The organism is Allobosea sp. FG18 (assembly GCF_057809495.1).
The window spans coordinates 38,244-61,867 of the sequence record NZ_JBMDKB010000001.1; the positions used below are offsets into that span (position 1 = coordinate 38,244).

Annotated in this window: 22 protein-coding genes and 4 pseudogenes; 13 read left to right on the top strand and 13 right to left on the bottom strand. The window is 64.3% G+C overall.

Translation table 11 applies throughout. The features are described 5' to 3' along the window. Positions 1 to 68: 68 nt before the first annotated feature. The 4 genes and pseudogenes from ACODTJ_RS00160 to ACODTJ_RS00175 form a co-directional block, all read left to right on the top strand. Positions 69 to 194 (top strand): annotated as a pseudogene (locus ACODTJ_RS00160) (IS3 family transposase); the annotation flags it as partial. A 308-nt stretch (positions 195 to 502) separates the two neighbouring features. Beyond that, positions 503 to 2,170 carry an FMN-binding glutamate synthase family protein gene (locus ACODTJ_RS00165; protein ID WP_454658259.1) on the top strand — a complete coding sequence of 556 codons (1,668 nt, stop codon included), beginning with the start codon at positions 503 to 505 and terminating at the stop codon, positions 2,168 to 2,170. Positions 2,171 to 2,189: 19 nt separating this feature from the next. Then, positions 2,190 to 2,648 (top strand): annotated as a pseudogene (locus tag ACODTJ_RS00170) (integrase core domain-containing protein); the annotation flags it as partial. 18 nt (positions 2,649 to 2,666) lie between these two features. Then, positions 2,667 to 3,323, top strand: a complete 657-nt coding sequence (locus tag ACODTJ_RS00175) for a response regulator (RefSeq protein ID WP_454658258.1) — start codon at positions 2,667 to 2,669, stop codon at positions 3,321 to 3,323. A 15-nt stretch (positions 3,324 to 3,338) separates the two neighbouring features. Here ACODTJ_RS00175 and ACODTJ_RS00180 read toward each other — a convergent pair whose 3' ends face one another. Both ACODTJ_RS00180 and ACODTJ_RS00185 read right to left on the bottom strand, forming a co-directional pair. Next, complete coding sequence (locus tag ACODTJ_RS00180; RefSeq protein ID WP_454658257.1) at positions 3,339 to 5,507, bottom strand: sensor histidine kinase; 2,169 nt, start codon at positions 5,505 to 5,507, stop codon at positions 3,339 to 3,341. Positions 5,508 to 5,575: 68 nt separating this feature from the next. Then, positions 5,576 to 6,523, bottom strand: coding sequence for an ABC transporter substrate-binding protein (locus tag ACODTJ_RS00185; protein ID WP_454658256.1), 948 nt, complete (start codon positions 6,521 to 6,523; stop codon positions 5,576 to 5,578). A 277-nt stretch (positions 6,524 to 6,800) separates the two neighbouring features. Here ACODTJ_RS00185 and ACODTJ_RS00190 point away from each other — a divergent pair, with 277 nt between their 5' ends. From ACODTJ_RS00190 to ACODTJ_RS00210, 5 genes and pseudogenes are all read left to right on the top strand, one after another. Beyond that, on the top strand, positions 6,801 to 7,544 hold the full coding sequence (locus tag ACODTJ_RS00190; RefSeq protein ID WP_454658255.1) for a substrate-binding periplasmic protein: 744 nt from the start codon (positions 6,801 to 6,803) through the stop codon (positions 7,542 to 7,544). 72 nt (positions 7,545 to 7,616) lie between these two features. Further along, positions 7,617 to 8,102 (top strand): GlcG/HbpS family heme-binding protein, encoded by a 486-nt coding sequence (locus tag ACODTJ_RS00195; protein ID WP_488847248.1) that lies wholly within the window; start codon positions 7,617 to 7,619, stop codon positions 8,100 to 8,102. Between the two features lie 418 nt (positions 8,103 to 8,520). Beyond that, positions 8,521 to 8,910: pseudogene (locus ACODTJ_RS00200) on the top strand (DDE-type integrase/transposase/recombinase); the annotation flags it as partial. 459 nt (positions 8,911 to 9,369) lie between these two features. Continuing rightward, positions 9,370 to 9,687: a hypothetical protein gene (locus tag ACODTJ_RS00205; protein WP_454658253.1), complete on the top strand. Its 318-nt coding sequence runs from the start codon at positions 9,370 to 9,372 to the stop codon at positions 9,685 to 9,687. Positions 9,688 to 9,749: 62 nt separating this feature from the next. Further along, positions 9,750 to 10,040, top strand: coding sequence for a helix-turn-helix domain-containing protein (locus tag ACODTJ_RS00210; protein ID WP_454658252.1), 291 nt, complete (start codon positions 9,750 to 9,752; stop codon positions 10,038 to 10,040). A 462-nt stretch (positions 10,041 to 10,502) separates the two neighbouring features. On the opposite strand, the gene ACODTJ_RS00215 is transcribed toward ACODTJ_RS00210, so the two are convergent. From ACODTJ_RS00215 to ACODTJ_RS00250, 8 genes are all read right to left on the bottom strand, one after another. After that, entirely contained in the window at positions 10,503 to 10,742 is a 240-nt protein-coding gene (locus ACODTJ_RS00215; RefSeq protein WP_454658251.1) for an HP1242/YdcH family protein, read from the bottom strand. Between the two features lie 35 nt (positions 10,743 to 10,777). Next, entirely contained in the window at positions 10,778 to 11,164 is a 387-nt protein-coding gene (locus tag ACODTJ_RS00220) for a hypothetical protein (protein ID WP_454658250.1), read from the bottom strand. A gap of 151 nt (positions 11,165 to 11,315) precedes the next feature. Continuing rightward, positions 11,316 to 12,674 (bottom strand): MBL fold metallo-hydrolase RNA specificity domain-containing protein, encoded by a 1,359-nt coding sequence (locus tag ACODTJ_RS00225; protein WP_488847253.1) that lies wholly within the window; start codon positions 12,672 to 12,674, stop codon positions 11,316 to 11,318. Positions 12,675 to 12,742: 68 nt separating this feature from the next. Then, the gene (locus ACODTJ_RS00230; RefSeq protein ID WP_454658248.1) at positions 12,743 to 14,722 is read right to left on the bottom strand and encodes a heavy metal translocating P-type ATPase; all 1,980 of its coding nucleotides are present in this window, start codon (positions 14,720 to 14,722) and stop codon (positions 12,743 to 12,745) included. Positions 14,723 to 14,724: 2 nt separating this feature from the next. Further along, a complete protein-coding gene (locus ACODTJ_RS00235) occupies positions 14,725 to 15,420 on the bottom strand; it encodes a VIT1/CCC1 transporter family protein (RefSeq protein WP_454659048.1) in 696 nt (231 codons plus the stop codon). Between the two features lie 183 nt (positions 15,421 to 15,603). Then, positions 15,604 to 16,185 (bottom strand): hypothetical protein, encoded by a 582-nt coding sequence (locus ACODTJ_RS00240; RefSeq protein ID WP_454658247.1) that lies wholly within the window; start codon positions 16,183 to 16,185, stop codon positions 15,604 to 15,606. Positions 16,186 to 16,342: 157 nt separating this feature from the next. Beyond that, positions 16,343 to 16,804, bottom strand: coding sequence for a hypothetical protein (locus ACODTJ_RS00245; protein WP_488847258.1), 462 nt, complete (start codon positions 16,802 to 16,804; stop codon positions 16,343 to 16,345). A 57-nt stretch (positions 16,805 to 16,861) separates the two neighbouring features. After that, positions 16,862 to 17,290 carry an RrF2 family transcriptional regulator gene (locus ACODTJ_RS00250; RefSeq protein ID WP_488847260.1) on the bottom strand — a complete coding sequence of 143 codons (429 nt, stop codon included), beginning with the start codon at positions 17,288 to 17,290 and terminating at the stop codon, positions 16,862 to 16,864. 457 nt (positions 17,291 to 17,747) lie between these two features. Between ACODTJ_RS00250 and ACODTJ_RS00255 the strand changes: the two genes are divergently transcribed. Both ACODTJ_RS00255 and ACODTJ_RS00260 read left to right on the top strand, forming a co-directional pair. Beyond that, positions 17,748 to 18,134 carry a DUF6455 family protein gene (locus ACODTJ_RS00255; protein WP_454658244.1) on the top strand — a complete coding sequence of 129 codons (387 nt, stop codon included), beginning with the start codon at positions 17,748 to 17,750 and terminating at the stop codon, positions 18,132 to 18,134. Between the two features lie 119 nt (positions 18,135 to 18,253). Continuing rightward, positions 18,254 to 19,372: a PLP-dependent cysteine synthase family protein gene (locus tag ACODTJ_RS00260; RefSeq protein ID WP_454658243.1), complete on the top strand. Its 1,119-nt coding sequence runs from the start codon at positions 18,254 to 18,256 to the stop codon at positions 19,370 to 19,372. A 246-nt stretch (positions 19,373 to 19,618) separates the two neighbouring features. Here the strand turns inward: ACODTJ_RS00260 and ACODTJ_RS00265 are convergent. Then, a pseudogene (locus ACODTJ_RS00265) lies at positions 19,619 to 20,161 on the bottom strand (IS3 family transposase); the annotation flags it as partial. Between the two features lie 145 nt (positions 20,162 to 20,306). On the opposite strand from ACODTJ_RS00265, the gene ACODTJ_RS00270 reads away from it, so the two are divergent. Beyond that, complete coding sequence (locus ACODTJ_RS00270; protein ID WP_454658242.1) at positions 20,307 to 20,588, top strand: PepSY domain-containing protein; 282 nt, start codon at positions 20,307 to 20,309, stop codon at positions 20,586 to 20,588. 458 nt (positions 20,589 to 21,046) lie between these two features. Here the strand turns inward: ACODTJ_RS00270 and ACODTJ_RS00275 are convergent, their stop codons facing one another. After that, positions 21,047 to 22,384: a sensor histidine kinase gene (locus ACODTJ_RS00275; protein ID WP_454658241.1), complete on the bottom strand. Its 1,338-nt coding sequence runs from the start codon at positions 22,382 to 22,384 to the stop codon at positions 21,047 to 21,049. Next, on the bottom strand, positions 22,381 to 23,043 hold the full coding sequence (locus ACODTJ_RS00280; protein WP_454658240.1) for a response regulator transcription factor: 663 nt from the start codon (positions 23,041 to 23,043) through the stop codon (positions 22,381 to 22,383). The genes ACODTJ_RS00275 and ACODTJ_RS00280 overlap by 4 nt, the downstream gene beginning before the upstream one ends. 143 nt (positions 23,044 to 23,186) lie before the next feature. Between ACODTJ_RS00280 and ACODTJ_RS00285 the strand changes: the two genes are divergently transcribed. After that, positions 23,187 to 23,585, top strand: a complete 399-nt coding sequence (locus ACODTJ_RS00285; protein WP_454658239.1) for a PepSY domain-containing protein — start codon at positions 23,187 to 23,189, stop codon at positions 23,583 to 23,585. The last annotated feature ends 39 nt before the right edge of the window (positions 23,586 to 23,624 follow it).

The following is a 23,624-nucleotide window of genomic DNA, read 5'->3' on the forward strand; positions in this document are numbered from 1 at the left end:
AGTGGCCTGCACCCTGAAGAGTGGCCCTCCTTGAAGTAGGCTTTTTGAGCCTTTGGAGGATGCCGGCGATGCCGCAGAAGAAGCACAAGCCTGAAGAGATCGTCGCGAAGCTGCGGCAGGTCGACGTGCTGTTGCCCCAGGGGCACCCGGTCGCGGAGGCGATCCGGGCCATCAGCGTGATGGCGTTCACGTATTCGGCCGGCGTGTGGGCATCATCGCCCGCATCAGGCAGATCATCGCGGTCTAAACGCCGGACGATGTCGCCGGGGGCGACGCCTCGGCTTCTGCTGAGCAATCTGAGCAGGCTCCTGAACCCGAAGCTGGCTGAACCAGGAGGGGGTGTCCTTGAAAACTCAGGGGAGGCTGTTCATAGACCTGCCAAGTCGTTCGGGCGGGCCGCATTCTCGATGAGATCGTCCAGAACCGGTTGCTGCCGTCGCTTCAGGATGCCCCGTATTCCTCGCGTTCAACGTATATCGGCCAGGCTTTGCTCCAGGATATCATGCTAAAAAATGCTCTGCTGAATCAACGCTATGCGGCATTTCTCCTAGCCGTGCTCGCTTTTGCCGCTTCGCTTGTCGGAGGGCTCTTCCACAGCGGGTGGTTGCTCATCCCGACGGCGCTTGCGGGCGCTCTGGTCCTTCTGGGCGTTCATGATATGCGCCAGCGCAAGCACTCGATTCTGCGCAACTACCCCGTGATCGGACATCTGCGCTTCCTGATGGAGAGCATCCGGCCGGAAATCAGGCAATACATCATCGAAAGCGACCATGACGAAGTTCCATTCAGCCGGCAGGATCGCGCACTGGTCTACCGGCGCGCCAAGGGCGATGAGGACAAGCTGCCTTTTGGCACCTCCGAGAATGTCTACGGCTCCGGCTATGCGTGGTTGACTCATTCGGCTTCGCCGACGGCCATCGTCGACACCGATTTTCGCGTCCGGATCGGCGGGCCTGCCTGCAGGCATCCCTACGAGGCCAGCATCTACAACATCTCGGCCATGAGTTTCGGAGCGCTCTCCGCCAATGCCATTCTGGCGCTCAACACCGGCGCGCGGAAGGGCGGCTTCGCACACGATACCGGCGAAGGCAGCATCAGCCGGTATCACCGGCAAGGCGGCGGGGACCTGATTTTCCAAGTGGCGTCGGGCTATTTCGGCTGCCGCAACGAGGATGGAAGCTTCTCTCCCGAGCGATTTGCGGAACTGGCTGCTGATCCGCAGATCAAGATGATCGAAATCAAACTCAGCCAAGGCGCCAAACCGGGCCATGGTGGCATGCTGCCGGCTTCCAAGATCTCACCCGAGATCGCGGAGGCGCGAGGCATTGCGATGGGCGTGGACTGCCTATCGCCCGTGGCCCACAGCACCTTTTCCACCCCGGCCGGGTTGATGCAATTCGTCGGTGAATTGCGGGAGCTTTCCGGCGGCAAGCCGGTCGGCTTCAAGCTTTGCATCGGCCATCGCCGCGAATTCATGAGCATGGTCAAGGCCATGCTCAACACCGGCGTCGTACCTGATTTCATCGTCGTCGACGGTGCGGAGGGTGGCACGGGCGCCGCTCCCGTCGAATTCGCCAACCGCGTGGGCATGCCGATGCTGGAAGGGCTGACGTTCGTCCACAACACGCTGCGAGGCGCCGGCATCCGCGAACAGGTCAAGATCGGGGCAGCTGGCAAGATCGTGTCAGCGTTCGACATCGCCCGCACGCTGGCGCTCGGGGCAGACTGGTGCAACGCGGCGCGCGGCTTCATGTTTGCGATCGGTTGCATCCAGGCCCAGTCTTGCCACACCAATCGTTGCCCGGTCGGTATCGCGACACAGGACCAGCGGCGCCAGAGCGCCATCGATATCGGTGACAAGAGTGACCGCGTCGCGCGCTTTCATCGCAACACCATGCACGCGCTCGGCGAAATCGCGGGGGCGGCGGGCCTCAGCCATCCCAGCGACTTCATGCCCTATCACTTCATGTTCAGGCAGAAGGACAACGAATTCCTGGATGGCAACGAGGCTTTCCCCTATCTGCCGGAAGGCTTCCTGTTGGGTGGAAACGAGTTTCCGGAACTCGCCGATTGGTACAGCCGCTGGGATCGGGCCAGTTCCGACAGTTTTGCCCCGCCGGAGATTCCACACGGGCCGTTCCAAACGCGTCGGGCCGCGAGGTCGGTGTAGCGCGTCGCTCAATCGCCGCGACGTGCTCTCGGACCTGTTCATCCTGCGCGGCGTGCCGGGACATGTTCGGTCAGACAACGGCCCCGAGTTCGTCGCCAAGGCCGTGCAGGGATGGATCGGCGCGGTCGGCGCCAAGACGGCTTACATCGCGCCCGGCAGTCCCCGGGAGAACGGCTTCATCGAGTCGTTCAATACCCGGTTGCGCGACGAACTCCTCGATGGAGCGATCTTCTACACCCTCGCGGAGGCGAAGATCGTCGTCGAAAGCTGGCGACGGCACTTCAACACGCTGCGCCCGCATGGTTCGCTCGGCAACAAGCCTCCCGCCCCGAAGGTCTTCATCCCCGCCATGACTGCGCGGACAGTTGCGAAACCCGGAAAAGCAACGTGCCCTGCTTGCCAACTCGCCGGACTTAGGCGAGATCAGCAGACGGAAAGCGACGGGCAGTTGGCACGATTGTCGTTGCGGCTCAGCTAGGGCAATTTGTGCCCTGTCATGCAAATCCTTCTTGTCGATGACCATGCCCTTATTCGCGACGCACTTCGCGCCATCCTGGCCGAGATCATGGCGTGTGCTGTCATCGACGAGGCGGACTCCGCCCGTAAGGCCATGGAGCTTGCCGAAAGCAATCCCGAGACCCAGCTCGTCATCCTCGATCTCGGCCTGCCGGACGGCGATGGTCTCCAGCTCCTGAAGACAATCCGCGCGCGCCTCCCGGCGACGGCGGTGGTCGTCCTGTCGAGCAGCACGGAATCCGATGTGATGGCCGCGGCGCTCGATGCCGGCGCCGTCGGCTTCATTCCGAAATCGGCGCCCCGCTCGGTCATGGTCGGTGCGCTCGGCCTCGTTCTGGCCGGCGGTATCTATATCCCGCCGGAAGCCTGGCCGTCCCGGCCGAAGGATGTGCCCCCGGCGGTGTCGGAGCGGTCTCCGACGCCGGCCGAGCTCGGCCTCACGGGGAGGCAACTCGATGTACTGGCGTTGCTGATGCGTGGCCGCAGCAACAAGGCGATCGCCCGCACGCTCTCGATCGCCGAAGTCACGGTGAAACATCATGTCACCGCGCTGATGCGGGCGCTTCAGGTCAGAAATCGCACCGAAGCGGCACTCGCGATCGCCCGCTACGGTTGGCAATTGCCGGATATCGCCTGAGCATGCCGTCTCTTGTCATGACCCGGCCATCACCTTTGTGATGGCGGCGCGCAGGGCAATCGGCAGCACGGGTTTGCGCAACACATCGGCAGCGGCACCGGAATCACGCTGCTGCAGAGCTTCCGGCTGCCCACTGAGCAAGATGATCCGCAAACCGGGCCGCCGTTTCCGCATCGCCGTAATGGCCGCGATCCCGCCGCCTGTGACGATGTCGTCGTGGTCAGCGACGAGGAGATCGATGGGGGTATCGTCCAGTTCGGCCGGCGATACTGCGTTCCAAACCTCGAAGCCCCATGAACGGAGCAGGACAGCGGTCGCGTTCCGCGCGGCCGGATTGTCGCCAAGCACCGCTGCATGACGCCCCTGACCGAAGTAGGCATGGCGCTGGAGATCGGCCATCGGGAAAGGCTCGGCGATCGGCGGGGCCACGGGCACCCGTATCGCGAAGGTAGAGCCTCGACCTGGCGCCGAAACCAGGCTGATCGGGTGGTTCAGCAGGCGCGCGAAGCTTGCGACGATGAAGAGCCCGAGCCCGAGTCCGCGCTCGCCGCTTTGGCCGGTTGTCGGCGCTCGGAAAAACTCTCCGAAGATGTCGGACTGCATCGCTGCGGGAACACCAGGGCCGGTATCCGTGACCGCGATCGACAGCAGGCCGTCGCTTTCGCTGCAAGAAAGCGCGACGCTGCCCTTGTCGGTGTAGCGGATCGCATTCGCCATCAGATTCTGTACGATGCGTTGCAGGAGCAAGGCATCGCTCTCGACCCAGAGCGTGCTGCTGCCGATCTCCAAATCCAGGCCCTTGGCCGCGGCAGCCGGCACGAAGAGCACTCGCAGGCCCTCGCAGAGCGGGGCGACAGGAAAGCGGGACAGGACTGGCTTGATCGCGCCTGCCTCGATCTTCGAGGTATCCAAGATCGCGTCGAACATGCTGTTGAGGCTGCCGACGGCTTCGGCGAGCTTGCCGTTAAGGCGCACCCGCCGGTCTCTTGTCGGATTGGCATGCAATTCGTCGATGAAGAGGCTCAAGGCATGCAGAGGTTGGCGCAGGTCGTGGCTGGCGCTGGCCAGGAACCGGGACTTGGCCTGATTGGCGCGCGCCAGTTCTTGCGTCCTCTGCGCAACCTTGTGCTCGAGCGTCGCCCGCTCGGCCTGGAGGCTGTCGGCCATCTCGTTGAAGCGCTCGCCGAGCTCCGCGAATTCGTCGGAGCGCGCGATCGCGATCCGGTGGTCGAGGGCTCCTGCGCCGATCCGGGCCGCGCCGGCCGTCAGCGTCTCGATCGGCCGGATCATGTGCCGCGCGATCAGGACGCCGCAGACGACCGCCGCCACGAGCCCACCCAGCAAGGCGACGAGCGACAGGCGGATGGAGGCATAAATGGGCGCCAGCACCTCGGCCCGCGGCAGTTCGGTGATGACGCTCCAGCCGAGCGACGGCAAACGGGCATGCGCCGACAGGATCTCCTGCCCGTCGAGATCGCGGCCCGCGACGAGCACCGTTCCCCCGCCGGATCGCGACGATGCCAATGCCGCCCGGACCTGCGGCAGGGCCGAGACGTCGGCGCGCCGCAGGACGAGACTGATATCGGGATGCGAGATCAGGCGCCCCGCATCGTCCACCAGCAGCATGCGGCCGGCCTCGCCGATGCGGCTTGCCGCGACGATGTCCCAGATCAGCTTGAGATTGACGTCCGCAACCACGCTGCCTTGCCGGGCAGAGGCGCCGCCGAGATAGATAGTGACGTAGGGCTCCGAGCCGTCCTGGAAATAGACCGGGCCGACATGGCGCCCCTCTCGGCGCGCGGCGAGATAGCCATCCGTCCGACCGAGATCGGCACCCGAGGCGACGACATCCGGCCCCAGGCGCGACACGCGCAGCTGCTCCAGGCCTTGCGGATCGAGTAGCCGCAGCGTGCTGACCGGCGCCAGGCCCCGCAAGGTTCGCAGCGCATCAATCCGCCGATCATCCTCGTTCGTGCTCGACCAGGACGGCGCGATCAGCCAGCGCAGATGCGCTTCGAGCTCGTCGACGAAACGCAGGATGCGTTCGGCCGCCGTCGCGGCCTGCAACTGATGCAGCGCTGTCACTGTCCTCATCTGGGCGCCGAGGATAAGCCACAAGCTCATGCCGCCGGCGCAGACGAGCACGAGCGCCGCGACGCCCGCGATCGCTGCGGCGACCTTCATCGACAATCGACGCCCCAACCTCCGGATAAAATGTCCGGGATGAGCCAAGCTGCGCCGACTGGCTGGCCTCACTCGATCACCTCGTCAGCGCGGGCCAGAATCGCGCGCGAAAAGGCTAGGTTGAAGGAGCGTGCTGCCGTCTGGTTCAGGATGAGTTCGAACTGCGTCGGGCGCTCCACCGGCAGGTCGCCTGGCTTGGCGCCGGCGAGGATTCGCGCCACGAAAAACGCGACGCGACGGTAGATCAGTGACAATCGCGGGCCGTAGGTACAGAGCGCGCCGGCCTGGGCGAAGACCGGCCAGCCGGAGATGACGGGAATGCGTTCCTCGTTCGCGACCGCCATGATCGCCTTGCGATGCGCAATGGCGAAACCGTCGGGCAATAGCGAGATCGCGTCCGGCCGAAGACGCGCGAGATCGGCCCGCGCCGCCAGCACCGCGTCGCTGTTCGGCGTGGCGATAAAGTCGATCGCGATCCCGAGGCGATGCCCGGCTTCTTCGGAGGAGGCGCGCTCTATATCCGAGCCCGCGTGACGCGGGTTGCCGAGCACGGCGACGCGATTCAGTTTCGGGATGATCTCCTTCAGCAGTTCCAGCCGCTTCCCGAGCAGTTCGAAAGCCATGAAGGTGACGCCGGTGCAATTGCCGGAAGGCTGGGAGAGGCTTTTCGCGAAGCCGGCGGAGATCGGATCGGCGCTCGTGACGAAAATGATCGGGACGGGTAATCCGAGCTTGAGCACGTCCGGGATCGCGGCACCCTGCACGATCAGGAGCTCGACGCCACTCTCGACGAGCTCACGCGCCAAGGCGGGAACACGCTCCATCCTGTCGTCGCCGTAGCGATAGAGGATTTCGATGCTTTCCCCGGGAACAAGCTTCTGCTCCACGAGCCCCTCGCGCAGTGCGTCGAGATAGGGCGAGAGGCTTGCCGCCAGCTGGGCCGTCAGCCAGCCGATGCGCCTGATCCGGCCTGGCGTCGCCGCGAGGCTGCGAGAGGCAGCTGCACAAGCTGTCATGATCAAAAGTTCGCGTCGATTGCGCATGTCGACCTCCCCCAAGAACGACAAGAATGCCGTAGCGGAGGGCCGATGCCTAGCGGCTGATACCGAAGTGCTGGCACCAGCGTTGCTGCGTCGGTTTGAAAAATTCTCCTGTAAAGACAAATATTTGCTTGTTGGCCCACGCTCCCGCGAGGAGCTCGCAGGTGGCACCTGCGGATAATGTCGCGGCTCGATGCCGGCGCCTATCGTCCTGGCGATCGGGGCATCTGCTCCAGCAAGCGAGGACGACATCATGAAAATCGGGATCGCAGGCGCTCTCGTCGCAAGCCTCTGGACCGCGATACCGGCCGCCCAGGCGCAGACCTTGGTCAAGGTCGGCATCACGCCAGCCGGCCAACCGGCATCCGGCCTGAACCAGGAGACCAAGGCGCCAGAGGGGTTCGCCGTCGAGATCATGCAGGCGGTCAGCGCCGATGCCGGCCTCAGCCTGCAGTTCCAGGCGATGCCGTTCGGTGAATTGCAGCAGGCGCTGATCGAGCGGAGGATCGATGCCATTGCGGGATCTTTCGGCATCACGCCCGAGCGTCAGAAGATCGTCGATTTCACGCATCCCTATGGCAGTTATCGCGATGTCCTGATCGTAAAGGCCTCGAACACCGCTGCCTTCAAGTCTGTCACCGACCTCAAGGGGATGAAGATCGCGGCATCGCGCGGCAGCTCCTATGTCAAGCCGCTTGAGGAGGCTGGTGCCGACATCTCACTTTCGGCCACGCCGCCGGAATCGATCGCCAAGCTCCAGGCTGGCAGCGTCGAGGGGATCATCGAGAACGGCTTGCAGGCCAATTTCCTGCTGCGGATGAGCGGGGACACAGGACTGCGGACGGTCGCGAGCTATCAGCCCATCCTCGTCGGTCAACTCGCCTTTGCGGTGCGTAAGGGTGATGCCGACCTGCTGATGAAGATCGACCGCTCGCTGTCCAAGCTGGAGGCGGCCGGCACCGTCGCTGCGATCAAGACGAAATGGGGCCTCGACTGAATTCGAGGCGTCCAATCCTGCCTCCGAACCCGCAACCCCAAGCGCCGAACGGCGCCTGCCGGAGCCTGTCCCATGAAGACGACATCGTTGGTCGCATTCGCTGCATTTTGTCTGCCGATGGCAGCCCATGCGCAAGCGCCTCAAGTTGAAAAGAACGTCTCGATGGCGATGGCGCAGGCCATCATCGTCGGTGCAGTCGAGGAATGCGCCAAGACCTCGTTCCGGGTTTCCGTGGTCGTCGTCGACAAGGCGGGGCAGCTCGCTGCGGCGCTGCGCGGCGACGGTACTGCGCCGCACACCATCGAGTTCGCCCGCATGAAGGCCTACACGGCCCGGACCCGCAACCAGACCTCGCTGGAGTTCGCCGCGGCGACGGCCAGCGGCGATGCCGCGGCGCTGCGCCAGATTCCGGGCGTCATCGCGATCGGCGGTGGCGTGCCGATCAAGGTCGGCACCGAGACGATCGGCGCAGTCGGGGTCTCCGGCGCGCCTGGTGGCGACAAGGACGAAATCTGCGCCAAGGCGGGGATCGCCAGGGTCGCGGCGGCGCTCAACTGATTTTTCCAAGGCCGGCCGACACTACTGCACGAGGCGCAGGCGGCCGGCCATTCCGGCATCAACACCGTCAAGAAGGGAAACGATTATGGTCTCCGCATTAAACGCCCACGGCACGTTTCGGTGCTCCGGAAAAGCCAGCCTTATCGCAACCTGCCTGCTCAGCCTCCTGTCGGCGCCGGACCTCTCTTTCGCACAGGGGCCCCAGGACGTCTGCCCCAGGGGATATTCGATCTTCCAGACGGTCTGCTTGAACGAATCGACGGGCGATGTGGTCAATCAATTCCGCAAAAGCGAGGCCGGAGGAGTTCCATCGCCGGTGTCCAATCCTGACAAGGCGCCAGCTCCGGCCAAATCCGGCGGCTGAGCATCGGTCGCGCGAGACAGGTTCAGGAGATATGCCATGTCCGCCGCTGCCGATCAGGGTTTCGAGGTGCGCTTCGTGACGCCGCCCGGGGAACAGGCTCAGGTCGATTTCGCCCAGTTCCCGGTCGTCTTCACCGACGAGCCGACGACGCCGAGGATCGTCTGGCTGTTCTCCATGGTGCTCGAGTTCAGTCGATTGATCTGGGCACGCTTCGTCGTCCATCAGGACCTGCCGACGGTGCTGCGCTGCCACGTCGCCGCCTTCGAGGCGTTGGGCGGCTCTCCCAACGAAGTGCTCTACGATCGGATGAAGACCGCCGTGATCGGCAAGGCCGAGATCGGCGGCATCATCTACAATCGCGCCCTCGTCGACATCGCGCGGCATTATGGCTTCCATCCCAGGGCCTGCAACCCCTACCGCGCCAAGACCAAGGATGAGTTCGAGTAGCCCATTTCGACCGGATCGTGCTGGTTTTCCGAGCCCAAGGGCGACCACGCGGCGAACGGCAGGGTCTGAGGTTAAAGCCCTGCGGCGCCGCCTGATCATTGTCGCTCCTCGCTTGTGGCGCCTGTGGGGGCCAGGTGTGGCCCTGTTTTTCGCCACCCGGTTGTCATGAGCCGATATGCATTTTCGGCCATTTGAGCCTGGTTGCATTCGTCGCGTTGGCGCTGCGCCTTCTCGTTGAGCTATGGCAGGATGCCGAGCTGGCCGGCGAAGAGAGCAGGATGAATATCGCCAAGATGGGCGGGCGGGGATTTGAGCGGGATGGAGAGCGATGCTTTCTCGCGCCGGGCGTGTCCCATCCCGCGCTCGCGGTGTGGAGTTCTGCGACGGATTAAGCGGCAGTTCTGGAAGAACACACGTCGTGCAGCAAGAGCTGCTCAATCCGGGGGGCCGCTAGACATGAAGCTTGTCGACTTTAGGATTGGTGTTGAATTTCAAAGCGGTGGCGGCGTCTGGCGCTGCGCCGATGTTGGTACGCGCATCGTCACCGCGATCCGCATGGATCGGGTCGAGAAGGCCAGCAAACAAGGCGACGCGATTGTGAAGGGCGTGCTCAACCGAAACCAGGCGGGAGCCGAGGGGGCAGGGGCCGCCCTATGCCGTGGCAGAAATCGTATTCGACGAAGACGACTTGGAAAGCTGCGAGCCATACCGCTGATCGTACTGGATGATACTACGGCAATGCCGTATAAGATCGCATGCATAGCGTCCTGCTGACTTCGGTGTTCGAGAGGCAGGCCAAGGCGGCAGGGCGTGGGCGAAGACAGGAGGCCAGTGACATGACGAAGTTCGGCGAGGAACTGCTGGAGAGCGCTAATGAGGCGCTGGCGATTGCGCAGGGCAAGGCGAAGCCAATGCGCACGATCACGGTGGACGCGGTTGACGTCGTCGCCATCCGCAAGCGCCTCGGGCTGTCTCAGGACGTCTTCGCGAAGAAGTTCGGCCTCAGCGCCGCAACGCTCCGGGACTGGGAGCAGGGCCGGAGGCAGATGGACCGCACGGCACAGGCGTTTCTCAAGGTGATCGACCGAGCGCCGGATGCGGTGGAGAAAGCCCTGAAGGCGGCGTGACTGCCAGACGGGTACGGGCTTCCGGACAACACCCTGACGATGAGCCCGAGCGAGGCGGAGAGCAGGAAGAGCGCGGCGGAGCGGGCCGTCAACATGCCTCCCGGCCGGGCCTCAACATCATTGTAGATCGATCCGCCGGAGCCGGCAGAGGCGCAGTGCACCGCCATGGCCGCCGCCACCGCACCGTCGATCGAGGCATGGCGCTCGGGCGGCTTGGACCCAGGCTCGAAAGGCGGCTGCCGGGGCAATTTCCTCAGGCTGTCGTCGCGGTCACATTGTCCAGCATCTTGGGCCCGCGCTGGGTGGCTGGCCCGGAGTGATTGTGGGGCGGGCGCCGCGATCGCCGACACCGCGCTGTCGACCGCGCGGCTCGCAATGCGCAGCCAGACGGGAGTTCTGTCCAGACAGTGCTGGAGCCGCGTGTGAGCAAGTGTGGCCGCTACGGCGGCCACACCATTGCGATCAGATTCCTTCGAGTGCGGCCGTAATCCTGTCCTTCAGTGCGAGGCGCTGACGGCGCAGCGTCGCTTCAGCTTCTTCGGAAATGGCGTCGAGACGCGCCTCGGCGCGATGAATTCGGTCATTGACCTCATCGTATTCCGTCAGAATATGCGCAAATTCCGGGCTTTTCGCCTTGAGGGCATGAATAGCGTCCATCTGTTCCGGGAACTCATCGCCAAGCGTATGCGGGGTATTGGACAAGGTTCTGCTCTCCTTTGTACAGCAGCGGTCCGGCGTCAGGGCTTTTCGACGCGCGCGACCTGATAAGTGTGAAACTCGTGTCCCCGCCCGACCGAGACATATTCTCCGAGGCGGAAACATTCCTCGCCCAGACGGAAACCGGTCTCGATGTCCCGGTCACCCTCCTCGTAATCAAAATACCATTGGCCGCCGGGCTTGCGCCGCAACCGACCGACCCTGACCGTCTCGCCCTTCTGAAAATACCGGACGCGACAGAATTCCTGGGATTTCTTCCATTCGTGAGGATCGAGGAAGCCTTCCCGGTCGAGCGGCAACAGAAGATCGTAGCCTTCCTCACGGTCTCCGTCCGGATGACCCTGGTCGCGCGCGCGAAGCAGCCGCACATGGCGGAAGGCTGGGGCGAGTTCCCTGGTTTCGACCAAGATCCATGTCCTCCATTTCAGTCTTCCACAGAACCCGGAGGGGTTTCGGCGGATTTTGCGAGAGATCTGTGTCCCTCTTACGCTATTCGTGCTGCATCTTTCTTGATCTAGCGCAACCGGGGTCACGGCAGGCGTCGGTGGATGCTCCTATTCACAGGCGGAACTCCTGATCCTGCCGTGGCACGACACCCGGCCAGCCCAGTTCGCGCTCGATCCGGACGCGGAGCGCCTCGGAGGCTTCCGGTTCCCCGTGGACAATGAACACACGCCGCGGCGCGCGCTTGAATCCCGAAAGCCAACGCATCAGTTCGTTGCTGTCGGCATGGGCCGACAGCATGTCCAACTGTGCAACCTCCGCCTTGATCGGCACCCAATCCCCGTGAATCTTCAGGTCCTTCGCGCCCTGCTGCAGCGTACGCCCGCGTGTTCCGGGAGCCTGGAAACCAGAAAGCAGGATCGTGCATCTCGGATCGGGGCCAAATGTCTTGAGATGGTGCAACACGCGCCCTCCGGTTGCCATGCCGGAGGCCGCGATGACGATCTTCGGATACCTGCTCGCCGTGATCGCCTTCGACGCTTCGACATCGTTGGCGTACTGGGCGATGCCGAAGGCTTCACGGCATGTCGCGTGATCCAGTTTATGGTCGTGCGGATGGCGGCACATCATCTCGGTTGCGTCGGCTGCCATCGGGCTGTCCAGGAAGATCGAGATGGAAGCGAGGCGCCCGGCCAGCTTCAGTCTCCAGAAATAATAGAGAAGCTGCTGTGCCCGGCCGACGGCAAAGGCCGGTATGACGAGCGTGCCGCCGCGTTTCACGGTGCGTTCGGCGATCGCACCGAGCGCCTCGGCCGGATCCTCCGCCGGATGAACCCGGTCGCCATAGGTGGATTCGATCACGATGTAGTCGGGCTCTCCGCCCGATACGGGATCTGGAAACAACGCATCGTTGTAGCGCCCGATATCGCCTGAAAACACCAGGCTGCGGCCTCCCCAGTGGATCTCCGCATGCGCAGCGCCCAGAATATGGCCGGCGTGGCGGAAACGCAGCGTCAGGCTGCTGGGCAGCGTAATCGTCTTGTCGAATGGCACGGTCGAAATATGTTCAAGAGCCCGCCGTGCATCGTGCACGCCATAGAGGGGTAAAGCGGGGGTGTGCTTCGACAAATGGTGCCGGTTGAGGAACTCGGCATCCTTCTCCTGCAGGAAGGCACTATCCGTCAGGATCAGTTCGGCGACGTCCCGCGTCGACTCTGTCGCGTAGATCCTGCCGCGGAAGCCGTCCCGGACGAGCCGGGGCAGGTATCCGGAGTGATCAAGATGGGCATGCGTCAGGATGACGGCCTCGATCGTCTCCGGTTGGACCGGGAGCTTCTCCCAGTTCAGTTCACGCAGGTTCTTGAGCCCCTGGAACAGGCCGCAGTCGATGAGGACATGATGACCCTCGTAGGTGAGGAGGTGCTTTGATCCTGTGACGGTTCCGGCCGCGCCGAGCGATGTCATCGTAAGCATGTGCGATCTTTCGCGGGTTTCCGTGGCAGGAGAAGATCTGGCGCCCACGCATTCGCTGCCAGGCTGCGTCACGATGCGGTGGGCGATGTTGTCCGCGATGGGAACTCTGGGCGCACTGAGGTCGGAGGATCGGGCTGGCGTTGAGCGGGAGCACTCCCATCACCACCGCGTATTCCGTCCGACAGGAGGCGCAGACCATTCAGCACGACCAGAACGGTACCGCCCTCATGTCCGATCACCGCGAGCGGAAGCGGCAGATCGAAGAACAGGCCGCCGGTCACCAGCACCAGCATGGCGCCGATCGCGACGACGAGGTTCTGCCGGATGATCGCAGCCGTCCGGCGTGCCAGACGGTGAGCATCTGCCAGCTTCTTCATGTCTTCTGACAGCAGGGCGACGTCGGCGGCCTGCAGTGCGACGTCCGACCCCGCTGCCCCCATCGCGATACCGACATCGGCACGAGCCAATGCGGCGGCATCGTTGACGCCATCGCCGACGAAGGCGACCTTGCCATCACGCGCGAGGTCGCCGACCTGGAGCACCTTGTCCTGCGGCAGCATCTCGGCATGAACCTCATCGGGAGCAAGGCCAAGTTCCGCACCGATGCGCAAGGCCACCGGCCTGCGGTCACCTGTCATCATGACGATGCGGTTGACGCCTCCGGCGCGAAGCGCAGCCAGCGCCGGAGCAGAACTGGCTCTTGCTTCGTCCGCGACGCTGACGGCACCCAGAACAGTCGCGCCGCGCCCGAGGTAAACCACGGTCTGGGAACTGTCGGCGAGCTCACGGAATGCGGGATCATCGACGGAAGCGCCCATCTCGGCGGCGAGGTGGGCGTTCCCGGCCCATATCGGGCCAAACGCGTCGTGGCCAATGATACCGGCGCTCGGGCGGGAGCTGACGTCCACGACCTTCGTCGGCTCGATGCCGTTCGCAACAGCCTGCCGGCGGATGGCCGCCGCGACATGATGCTCCGAATGGGCTTCCAGCCCAGCCAGAAGAGAAAGAAAGCGGCGTTCCTCTCCGTCCAGGGCAACGATGAACGTCACCGCCGCTCGACCATTGGTCAGGGTTCCGGTCTTGTCGAAGGCAAAGGTATCGACCGCGGCGAGGGTTTCGAGCGCGCCGCCCCCTTTGAACAGGACGCCGCCTCGCGCCGCGGCGGAGAGGGCCGACAGGATCGCGGCGGGAACCGATATGACGATCGCGCAGGGGCTGGCCGCGACCAGAAGAGTCGCGGCCCTGTAAAGGGCCTGCTCCCAGTCCCGGCCAAGCCAATAGAAGGCCGCGAAGGCGAGACCGGCTCCCAGCAGGACAGCGATGGTATAACGCTGGCCGAACCATGCGCTGAAGCGCTCGGACGGCGCCTTCGCTTCCTGAGCCTCGGTCACGAGCTGGATCATGCGTGCGATCGTGCTGTCGCCGACCGTCCGGGTGACGGTCACGTCCAGGACCCCGTCGAGATTGACCGTGGCCTCGAAGACCTGTTGCCCCGGTTCCTTGGAGACCGGCATGGACTCGCCGGTGATATTGGCCTCGTCGATGCCGCCGCGGCCGTGCAAGATCACGCCGTCGGTCGGCACGCGTGCGCCCGGGCGCAGCACCACCACATCGCCGACGACCAACTCGGAAGCGGGAACCTCCACCGTGGTCCCATCCTCTCCTTTGCGGAAAGCTGTTTCCGGGCGTAACGCCATCAGGGCCTCGACGGCACGGCGTGCACGCCCCAAAGCCTGGTGTTCAAGCGTGGTCGACACGCTGAAAAGCGTCAGTAGCACGGCGCCCTCGAACGGCGCTCCAACGGCAGCAGCGGCTATGGCTGCGACCACCATCAGCAGGTCTATGTCGAGGACGTGCTCGCGCCACAGCGCGGACAGGGCACTCCAGGCGGCGGGGATACCGCCGGCAGTATAAACCAATACAAGGCCGGGCCATCTCAGAGCGGAGATCCCTTCGGCCGGCGGCCAGGTCCCAATGACCGCCAGGATCATTCCCAGGATCGCCAGGCCGGACATGACAGTCTCGAAATCGAACGACAGACGTTTCATCGTCACACCGCCCGGCCGATGAGAGAGCCGATCATCGCGGTCGAGGCCATCGCGACGGCGCCCCAGAACACCACCCGGACGGTGGGCTTCCAGATGCTGGCGCCGCCAGCTCGAGCACCGACCGCGCCAAGCACCGCAAGGCCGATGAGGCAGGCTATGGATACGGTCCATGCCGCTGTTCCAGCGGGAGCAAGCACGGCGACGATCAGCGGCAGAGCAGCACCCGCTGCGAACGTCACCGCCGAGGTGAATGCGGCCTGGACGGGCCTCGCCATCACATGGCTCGCGAGTCCGAGTTCGTCCCGTGCATGCGCTTCGAACGCATTCTTCGCCATCATTTGTTTGGCGACTTGCCGGGCCAGCTCCGGAGCCACTCCGCGCTGCTCATAGATCGCGGCGAGCTCGGCCAGTTCAGCCTCGGGCTGTGTCGCCAGTTCATGACGCTCGCGTGCCATGTCGGCTTCTTCGGTATCGGCCTGCGAGCTGACCGACACATATTCGCCCGCGGCCATCGACATGGCTCCCGCCACGAGCCCAGCCACGCCGGCAACGAGGATTTCATGCGAGGCTGCGGTCGCGGCGGCGACGCCGACGATCAGACTCGAAGTCGAGATCAATCCGTCATTCGCACCCAGCACCGCCGCCCGAAGCCAGCCTATGCGTTCGATGAGATGGTTTTCCTTGTGAAGGGCGCGCATGGGCACAGCTTTCGAACAGGCGTTGCAGGATTGAACAATCATGCTTGGTCGGCGAAGGCGTCGGTTCGATAAAACCCGCCCGTCACCTGACAAGCAGGCGTCGATCAATCAATAAATTGGAATAATTCTAAACTACAGAATGTCTGGTGGATTTGCGCTGTGTCAAGGACCGGGCAGCCTGCTTCACGACGACACGCCGCTGTCGCAGCTTATCCATCCGAGGCCACCCAGCAGGTTGGCAGGCTTGCGTTGAAGCCTGCCTTCAACGCCTTTGCAGCAGATCGGATCACGTTTGCGGTCATGGCGTCGAAAACACCCGGATCGCAAAAAGCAGCTCGCCTCGTCGGTCGTGCTGCCGCAGAAGATCTGGGACCCGGCTTGCCGAAAGGAACAGGCCTTCTTCGACAAGCCGACCGGGCGGCAGATGCGGGTGGTGTATTGTGTGTATTTGGTCAGCGGCACGGCGATGCAGCCCGCCGACAGATCGACTTCGACCAGCTTGGCGCCGTCATCAGCCTCGCCGCGGGCAGCCAGGGCGTCGCCGACGAACAGGGTGGCGTGGGACCAGGTCGACTGCGTCATATACTTGATTGCGGTCGATACGCGCTGGTTTCCCTCGATCAGCAAGACGTCGCCCGGTTGCAGGCTCCGTCGTAGTGCCGCGGGGTCGGAGGGCGTGAACGGCGCGTAGGCTTTGGAAGGCTTGGCGATCACCTGCATGATGGCTCGGCCGGTGAGATCACGGATTCGTTCCCGAACGCCCATCTTCGATCTCCAGAACGGCTGGCGGGAGGGCTATCGCCTGTCAGCAGCCGGCGGAGATCATGAGCGCCGCGGCGTCTCCCGCCAACACGCTCCGGACCCATACAACCCGGGATGGACGGCGTGGTTCCGCGGAGATCGCGTGAACGCGCGTCCCGGCCTATCCGAGACCGACACCGATCCGCAGGGCGTCCTCGGCCGCGCTGATACGGCGGGCCAGCGGCATCGCGCTGGTTTCGCTTGGCGGCGGACGCAACGCGCGCAAGGTCAGATCACAGACGCTGTCAGCCAGGTCCGACAGCGAAGCAGCAGCATGAAAAGGCAGGATTGCCAGCGCAGTCTCGACGAAGAGATCGCGCACATCGACGACGTGCTCGGGCGCCAGTTCCGGAAACGCCTCGAACAGCGCCGCCAAGCCGCCGCCATGATCGCCAGTGCGTGCGCCCAGCGCCGCGATGAAATGCGTGAGGTCGTGCTCGAATTCGGCCCAGCGGTTGCCGACGACACGGTCGAGCGGGCGGCGCAGGCGGGGATGCGCACGCAACCGCTCGCTCAGCGTCGCGACGACGTCGTGCAAGCTGTCTTCGTCGAGGCCGAAGGCTTGGTCGAATACCAGTCGCATCTTATGGCCGCTCCTTCCTGCCGCGCGCCACACGGAGCGTTGCCACAACGCCCCGCCTCAAGCCGCCGGCGCGAGGCCGAAATCCACCGGGTTCAGCATCAGATCGGCCAGGGTGTAGCGATCGATCGCGGCGAGGAAGGCGGCCAGCGCCTCATGAAGGACGCCCTGAAGCCGGCAGCGTGACGCGATCACGCAGTCCTTGCCACCGCCGAAGCACTCGACCAGCGCGAAATCCGGCTCCGTCAGGCGCAGGACCTCGCCGATCCAGATCTCGGACGGCGTTTTGGCCAGAGCAAGTCCGCCGGAGCGACCGCGGACAGCCCGGAGGAAACCGGCCCTGGTGAGCTGATGGCAGACCTTCGTCAGATGCGCGCGTGAAATCCGGTAGGTCGCGGCCGTCTCCTCGATCGTGATCAGGCGCTCATCCCGGCTTGCCGCATACATCAGGACCCTGAGTGAATAATCGGAAAATCGCGTCAGTCGCATGAGCCATCCCGCATGTTCCGGCCAATTGCCCCGACAGGCCGTTCCATCCCGACGAGACGAGCCCTTCGCCGCAGCCGCCCGCGGAAACCGAGCGATCGCTATACGAAGAGCATGACGAAGGCCATTCCGACAACGACCAGAACAAGTCCCCATATCAGCATCGGCACCAACGTGCTGTCGGTGCCGGTACCCTGCTGCGGACGGCCGGTCATCGGGAGTTTCCTTAAAAGATATATTCGGGATGTATCTTATAATTTAAAATGAGCATTGTAAATTCCAGTTTTGCGTCGAACAATCATGGTACGGTGCCGCCGCGGCCAATCTCCCAATGGGATTGGGCGGGCGGAGGTGAAGTGCGGCATTGCTCGAACGGGCGTCCGTGGCGGGAGGTTTGAGATAGCGCAACGAACGACGCTGCCGGCGGGACGATAGTTACGTTGGGAGCGTGGAGGTGGCCATGCAGATCGTCGAAGCGGTTCGCCAATGGTGGCGCGTTCAATCCTACCTGAGAAAACTGGAGGCGCTCGGCCCGGCGGCGATGGCCGAACTGGCCCGGGACAACGCCATTCCCGAGGCCGACCTGCGCCAGCTCGTATCTCGTCGCGACTCGGACTCCGCTTTGCTTCCTCGCCTGCTGGAGCGCTTGGGTATCGACCCCGAACAGCCGGCTCGCCGGCAGGCAAGCGTGATGCGGGACATGACGATCGTATGTGCGGGGTGCGCGATGACGCGCCGATGCCGCAGCGAGCTCAGCCAGCAAGACGCTCCCCTGCGACACGGCCGGTATTGCCCGAACATGGAAACCGTCAGGGCACTGCGCCAGGATGCTCGGGCGATATCGTAACCGCGCGGGTTCCAGGAGCATCGCGGATTGAGGGCAGTAATTCTGGGGGCTTTGCGCCGGCAAAGAACCGTGGCCAGTTGTCGGACCCTGGTCCGCACGGCGGCGGAGGGAGGGATTGAATGGAAATGGAGCGGTGCGCGGACGCGATGGGGTCGGCCCGGAACTGGGTGGACCGCGCGATTGCCGCGATCGAAGCGGACCAGCGCCGCTCCGCCGATACACATCTCTGGAAGCTTGATGTGCCGGCGCTGGCCGGGATCGACCTGTACCTGAAGGATGAATCGACACATCCGACCGGCAGCCTGAAGCACCGGCTGGCGCGCTCGCTGTTCCTCTATGCGCTGTGCAACGGCTTCATCCGGGAAGGCACGGCGGTGGTCGAGGCCTCGTCAGGCTCGACTGCGGTGTCGGAGGCCTATTTCGCCCGCATGATCGGCGTCCCGTTCTTCGCCGTCATGCCGCGCTTCACCTCGCCGGAGAAGATCGCCGCGATCGAGCATTACGGCGGCCTGTGCCATTTCATCGACGATGGCGAACGGATCTATGCCGAATCCGCTGAATTGGCGGCGCGCCTGTCCGGCCATTTCATGGATCAGTTCACCCATGCCGAGAGGGCGACCGATTGGCGCGGCAACAACAACATCGCCGAGTCGATATTCCAGCAACTGGCGAGCGAGCGCCACCCGATCCCGTCCTGGGTCGTTATGAGCGCGGGAACAGGCGGCACCACCGCGACGATCGGCCGCTACATCCGCTACAAGCGCCACGGGACGCGGCTTTCCGTGGCCGATGTCGAGCGCTCCGCCTTCTTCGAGGGTTTCTCCACGCGCAATCTCGGCTGCCGCTGCGATCGCCCCTCGCGCATCGAGGGCATCGGAAGGCCGCGTGTGGAGCCCTCCTTTGTGCCGGGTGTGATCGACACCATGCTGCGCGTGCCGGATGCCGTCTCGCTGGCGGCGATGCGGGTGCTCTCGCGTTGGCTCGGGCGGCGCGTCGGCGGTTCGACCGGCACGAACTTCGCCGCGATGTGCTTCCATGCGGCGCGCATGGCGAGTGCGGGCGAGGCGGGGTCGCTGGTGACCCTGATCTGTGACTCCGGCGACCGCTATTCCAACAGTTACTACGACGATGCCTGGCTGGAAGCGAACGGGCTCGATCCCTCGCCGTTCGAGCCCGCCATCGAGGCTTTCCTCCAAGACGGCAGGCTCGACCTCGATCTCGCGGAATGCCAAGGCTGAGCGCGAGGGAGTTACAACGAAATGAGAGCGATATCGCTGGCGACGCGAGAGCCGGATCGGCGACTGCACCGGTGGATCGCGTTACGATGCGCCCTGCGGCGACAGGTCAGGCTGAGGCGTGCCCGCCCGCGACATGACGGTACGGCGTCTGAAGGAACCGTGGGATCCGATCGCAGTCCCGGAGGCTTGTCGTCTGTCGGGCAGAAGAACACGATCTCCTCGCCGTACGGGTAATGGGCTGCTTCTGTAGGCGAAGCCCTCCGGGGTCCTGATGTAGGTGATGTCCGTCACCCAAGCCTTGTCCTGCGCATCAACATCGAACTGTCGGGCCAGGGTGTTGTCGACCACGACCGACGGCTTGCCGCCATGAGATCCCGGCCGGCGCCGATAGCCGATCTGGGCCTTGATTCCGGCCAACCTTGCCAGGCGGGCGACGCGGTTGGCGCAACTGGTCTCGCCCTGATCGAGCAGGTCGTCATGTAGCTTGCAGTAGCCATAGACCCGGCCGCTCTCCTTCCAGGCCTTATCGAGAAGCTCGATCTGGCGCGCATCCTCCTGGGCTCGCCGGCTCAACGGGTTCTTCAGTCAGGCATAGAAACCGCTGGGCTGGATGCGCAGGCAGCGACACATCGCCCGCACCGGGAATTGGCGGCGATGCTCGGCCACAAACGCGTAACTCGCTGCTTCGCGCGGCCCTTCGGGTCACTTTGCATCCTTGGCGAAGTACGCGATGGCTTTTTTTAGGATGTCGCGCTCCTCGGTGACCCGCACCAGTTCCGCCTGCAGGCGGCCAGCCCATTGCGCGCGCCTTATGCAGAACCCAGGTGCTCCGGTTTCTGACGCATTGCTGACGTCAAGCGTTGGAAGGCTTCAGCAACGCGTCAGCTTCGCAGCATAGGCTTTTGCATCGACAACCTGAACCGAGGAGCAGGACATGCAAAAGATGTTGGCTATGATCGCCCTTCTTGTGGCGACACCGACAGCAGCAGCCTTGGCTGACGATGGATGCCGGAATCCGGCAGAGCCAAGACAATCCTTGGTGGCCGTGTCGAAACTCGCAGACGAATTCGGCTGGACCATCTCCAGGGTGAGGATCGGAGACGGATGTTATCGGCTCCAGGTGACGGATGTTAACGGGAACATCCTGCGGGTCAGAATTCACCCGGTGACGCTGGACGTCGTCGGAGGAACGGTCAAGAAGTGGGGGGTGACTTAAACCCCCGCCTCGTTCGCAACGACGCGAGAATACCGTCCGCAGCCATCACGCGGGAGCTTTCTAGAATTCCGCCCAGCCGGCGGCATGGTGCTTGCCGGCATTGGCGGCCTTTCTGGGTGCTGCGGTGAAAGCCTGCTCGGCAAGCTGCTGAAGGAGCCTCGGCCCGCCGGCCGGTATCAGAGCGGCTGAGCGTTGATGGGGCGTGACAACCGGCGCCGGGACCCGGCGAATGGTCGGGTCTGCGTCGCTGCCGGTCCTGAAAGCTACGACGAATTCGTTGAGCTGCCGACGAGTGCGGTGCGAATGTAGAAGGAACGCTGAGTCTGCTTGTCCGAGAAAACGTCCAGCCAACGCCGGCTTCAGTTCACCTGCCGAGGCAATCCATAAACATTCATTAAAGATGCATATTTTGCGATGACGTGGTTTGCGAAGCAAAAGGTCGCAGCCTCCCGGCCGGATCAGGCCAGTCGGCCGATCCGGAGCCGCGCCTCGAAGCCGTCTTCGCGTCCCTCCATCGGGGAGATCAGCTCGAGACTGCTGCCGGTGCCCGTAGCGATCGCCTTCGCGATGGCCAGCCCGAGGCCGGCGCCTTGCGCCCGCGCATGACCGCGCTCGAACGGGTTGAGCAGGCGGGCGAGCAGATCTTGCGGCACGGCCGGCCCCGCATTGGTGACGCGCAGCAGGCCGTCCATCGACAGCGTCACACGGACCGGCTCGGTCTGCGAGCCGTGCTTCAGCGCATTCTCGATCAGGTTCCGCGTCAGGATCGCGAATGCGTCCGGATCGATGCGGGCGAGCACCGGGGCATCGGGCAAGGCCAGCTCGACTCGCCCGGCGCCGCCTACGTTGGCGCCCAGTTCATCCACGATCATCCGGAGGATGGTGCCGGTGTCGACCGGCTCGGCGCCATGGAGGCGGCCTCCTTCTGCCCTTGCCAACTGCATCAGCTTTTCCGAAAGGCCGGAGAGCCGTCGCAAGGCGACTTCAATGTCGCGAGCGCGCTTGCGTACGGCAGCGTCGGTCGTTTCGATGATCAGTCTCTGCGCCTGCGCCAGCGCGGCCGCCACCGGCGTGCGCAATTCATGCGCGGAGTTGGCGGCGAAACTGCGCTCAGCCTCCAGGGCGCGCCTGAGGCGCTCCAGCAACTGGTTCACCGCCTGAGCGACCGGCTGGATTTCCGAGGGCAGGTCGCCGGCGGGGACTGCGGTCAGGTCGCCCGCACCCCGGCGCTCGATCTCGGAGCGGAAGCGCCGCAGGCTCGTCGTCGACAGGCGCACGACGGCCCATACGCCGATCAGGCTGAGCGGAACGATCAGGGCGAGCGGGCGGGCCAGGCCGACGAGCACCTCCCGTGCGACAGCGCGGCGGCGGGTCTGCGGCTCGGCGACGGTGATTGTGATCGTGCCCTGCAGCGCGGCATCCGAATAGAGACGGTGGGTCGGCGTATCGGAGAAGCCCATGCCGCTGAACGGCGGAAAGATCGCCGGGTCGGCTCTGTGCGAGCGCAGCAGCGTCTGTCCTTCGGCGTTCCGCACGACATAGGTGAAGTGCTCGTCATGCTCGCGCATTGTCGCGACGCTCTGGCTGGCTGAGTCGTCGCTGTCGCGCCCGATGATGTCGCGCACCGCCAGTGGCAGCAGACGCTGCCCGGTTTCCGCAAGCTCGCTGTCGAAGACCTCATCCATCTGATGGCGCAGATTCTGGGCCGTCACCGCGGCGGCCACTGCCCAGACCAGCGCGATGCCCAGGCCCAGCGAGAGCGACAGGCGCCATTGCAGGCTCTTCGGCGCGATCATCGTGCGCTTCCCAGCCGATAGCCGATGCCTCGTACCGTGTGGACGACATCGGGGCCAAGCTTCTTGCGCAGGCGGCTGACATGGACCTCGATCGTGTTGCTTTCGACTTCGGCGCCGAAGGCATAGAGCCGGTCTTCCAGCTGGGCCTTGGACATCACCTGGCCGGGGCGCTGGACGAAGGCCTCGAAAAGCGCCCATTCGCGCGCGGTCAGGGCGATGAGCCGCCCGATTTTCATGACCGTCCGCGCCGCTAGGTCGATCTGCAGGCCGCCGATCTCGACGAGCGGATTGGGATTGCCGCTGTAGCGGCGGGCAACCGCGTTGAGCCTTGCGGACAGTTCCGCAAGGTCGAACGGCTTGGTCATGTAATCGTCCGCTCCCGCATTGAGCCCCTCGATGCGGTCGGAGATCTGGTCCAGCGCTGTCAGGATGATGACCGGCGTGACGCAGCCCTTGCGGCGCAGGTCGCGCAGAAACGCGATCCCCCGCCCGTCGGGAAGCATCAGATCCAGCAGGACCAGATCATAGGCTGCGCTGTCGAGATGCTCGGCGGCTCGGTCGAGGCGGCCGACCCAGTCCACCGAATGGTTGTCCCCGAGGATATGGTCGCGCACCGCGGCTCCGAGGATCGTGTCGTCCTCGATCAGAAGAACTCTCATGAAGTCGCAATCCCATCTGTCCGAGACCTGTTGCCTGCGGAACCTGTCAGCTTCCTGAAGGGCCGCGCCCTTCACGCTTCAGCTACGCGTCAGGAAAGACTGCCATCATTTCGGCATGTGAACGCTGATCAGGGACAAATGCCATGGTAAAGCCGTTCGTCGCGGGCCTGCTGCTCCTTGCCATCGCAGGATCAGGAGTTGCGATGGCCGATGACGATTGCGACGTCCCCCTGGGGAGGTGGCAGCCCCGCGAGGCCGTGCAGGCGATGGCGCAGGCACGGGGCTGGCAGGTGGACCGTCTCAGGATCGACGACGGTTGCTACCAGATCAGGGGCACTGACGAAGCCGGGCAACCGTTCAAGGCCAAGATCGATCCCGCGACTCTGGAGATCGTCAAGATCAAGCGCAGGACCCGCAGCGACGGCGGCCACCGTCATGAACGGCGCTCCTCCGCCGCCACCGGCTCGGTCGATCCATCCAGCCCGGCGTCTCCGAAATCCCCGTTTGAACGCGGCGAGCCACCGAAAGCCACGGTGAAATAAGCGGGCTGGGCCTCCCTGTCCCGCGACGCTGCACCCTTC